The following is a 2,492-nucleotide window of genomic DNA, read 5'->3' as shown; positions in this document are numbered from 1 at the left end:
AAGGATTAGCATTATTAAAAGGTAGTTACTAAAATTTACTGAAATTTAGTAACTACCATAAAAGTACCGGAAGAACCGGAAAAGCTTACTCGTCTGTGAAATACTTTTTTGAGACGAGCAAGCGAATACGATAATTACTACTGTGACACTACAAGTACAAATCCTCAAGGATAAATTTAATCAAAGTTTAGGTTTGCCTTTTAAAGAACTATTGCCAGAATCTGCAATAAAACTTGCAATCTCTGAAGTGAAAATTAAATATAAAAAGCGATTATTTGACCCATTTATTACTTTGTGGGCGTTTTTGTCACAAGTTTTGGATAGTGATAAGACTTGTCATAATGCTGTGAGTAAAATAATTGCTCATTTAGCAGGTTCAGATGTAGAAATTCCTTCATCTGATACGAGTGCTTACTGTCAAGCTAGGGCAAGATTGCCAGAAAAATTATTAGAGAAGCTTTTCAATTATTCAGCACAAAAACTGGAAGAAAAAGTAACCCAAGAGCATTTATGGTGTGGTCGAAATATTTTAGTAATAGACGGCTCGACGGTATCTATGCCAGACACTGTAGAAAACCAAAAAGAATACCCTCAACCTAGCACTCAAAAAGATGGATGTGGCTTTCCAATAGCCAAAATTGGTGTGATATTCAGTTTAGTTACGGGAGCTGCCGTTGCTTTGTGCATCGATGTATTGAACACTCACGATATTAAATTAGCAAGGAGGCTCTATGGTTTTCTCAAACCCAATGATGTACTTTTAGGGGATAGAGCTTTTTGCGCTTATGCCGATATGGTTACGATTACTAAACTCGGTTGTGATGTTATATTTCGGAAGCATCAATCTCGCACAACAACCATGCGAAAAGGCAAAATTGTTGGAAATTGTGACAAATCAGTTACTTGGTCTAAGCCTAAAAGTTGTCCTTCATGTTTGAATAAAGATGAATTTGATGCTCTACCTCCTTCCATAACTGTGCGAGAGATTTACTATTATATTGTTATTCCTGGTTTTCGAACTCAACAAGTTAGCTTACAGCACTTGCGTCTATTATGAGGTACACTAGATTAAAATATAAATACTTTTAGATGAAGTCTTACTCTGTCGATCTTCGAGAAAAAATAGTTGCAGCACATCTTGAGAAAAACATCTCAATCAGGAAAGTGGCTAACATCTTTTCCGTCTCAAAGAGTTTAGTAAAAAAGCTTGTAAAACAACAAAAACTTGAAGGAAATTTACAATCCAAGCCGCGAGGAAAGCCACAATTTAGTCATTTAACAAATGCTGATATAGAGTTGAGAGAATTAGTTGAATTATATCCAGATGCAACATTGATAGAGTTGTGTGAATTTTTTGCAGACAAGACTGGTAATTGGGTAGGTCAAAGTGCAATGTGTCGTGCATTACAGAAATTAGGATTAAATCGGAAAAAAAAACGAAGCGGAGTACCCAAGCAGGCACAGAGCGAGTCCTGAATTTAAGATTAGATTATTGGGAAAAGATCAAACATATAGAGCCAGAAAATTTAGTATTTTTGGATGAAACTGGTGTCCTGCTTGGATTAACGAGGACTCATGCCCGTTCACAAATGGGAACAAGAGCTTACTCTCTTAACCCCTTTTATAGAGGTTCAAAAGTTACAGTAATTGGAGCAATTAGTATTAAAAAAGTAGTTGCATTGATGACAATGAATGGTTCAATGGATGGCATTGCGTTTGAATTATTTATTGAGAAGTTTTTAGTGCCAAATTTATGGTCAGAAGCAGTGGTAGTAATGGATAATTTATCCGCACATAAACTAGATTCAATTGTACCAATGATTGAAGCTGTAGGTGCGAAAGTTATTTGTTTATCCTCATACTCACCCGATTTTAATCCAATTGAATTATGGTGGTCACAACTTAAATCTTTTTTACGCAGTTTTGCTCCGACTACAACAGAAATGGTTGATAACTTAATCTCAGTTGCACTCGATTTAATAAATCCTCAACATTTAAGAAACTGGTTTGCTAGTTGCTGCTACTGTACCTCATAACAGCCGCAAATGCTGTATTGGGACTATTCGTACCAAATTATTGAAGTTAGGAGCTTTGATTACTGTAAGTACACGTCGCATTTTAATTGCAATTACTAGTTCTTGCCCATACAAACATATCTTTGCTACTGCTCATAGACGCTTAAAAATTCTCACTAATACTGCTTAATTTGAAGTTAAATGGCTTTTGATTTATTTCTAATAATGATAGTTTAGGCTTGAGTTGATTCAAGTCTTGTTTTGGAATGCTTAATTTTATGAACAGAGCATTTTGATTTTACTAACAGTAAAAAATAGTGATTATTTTAACTTCTTAAATGCGGTTTTATACTTAATTTATATTCGTGCCTAAATTTTGATTGATGATGTATCAAAAAAAGCCTCATATCAGGTCATATAAATTGATTTTTTACTGCTTGTGAGAAATCCGGGTTTACAATTAATTAGTTCCTCTAT

The 2,492-nt window shown here is 34.6% G+C and carries 3 protein-coding genes and 1 pseudogene; all 4 read left to right on the top strand.

Annotation, left to right across the window (positions count from 1 at the left end):
- Positions 1-142 precede the first annotated feature (142 nt).
- On the top strand, positions 143-1,057 hold the full coding sequence (locus G1O98_RS40505) for an IS4 family transposase (RefSeq protein WP_345940642.1): 915 nt from the start codon (positions 143-145) through the stop codon (positions 1,055-1,057).
- Positions 1,058-1,089: 32 nt separating this feature from the next.
- Positions 1,090-1,476 carry an IS630 transposase-related protein gene (locus G1O98_RS37810; RefSeq protein WP_163939530.1) on the top strand — a complete coding sequence of 129 codons (387 nt, stop codon included), beginning with the start codon at positions 1,090-1,092 and terminating at the stop codon, positions 1,474-1,476.
- Positions 1,477-1,535: 59 nt separating this feature from the next.
- The gene (locus G1O98_RS37805) at positions 1,536-2,036 is read left to right on the top strand and encodes a transposase (protein WP_163939528.1); all 501 of its coding nucleotides are present in this window, start codon (positions 1,536-1,538) and stop codon (positions 2,034-2,036) included.
- A 16-nt stretch (positions 2,037-2,052) separates the two neighbouring features.
- Positions 2,053-2,205 (top strand): annotated as a pseudogene (locus G1O98_RS37800) (transposase); the annotation flags it as partial.
- Positions 2,206-2,492 lie beyond the last annotated feature (287 nt).

The sequence above is a fragment of the Nostoc sp. UIC 10630 genome (genome assembly GCF_010747425.1).
GTDB lineage: Bacteria > Cyanobacteriota > Cyanobacteriia > Cyanobacteriales > Nostocaceae > Nostoc.
Note: the sequence above shows the minus strand (reverse complement) of the source record. Positions and strands in the feature narration are given on the sequence as shown.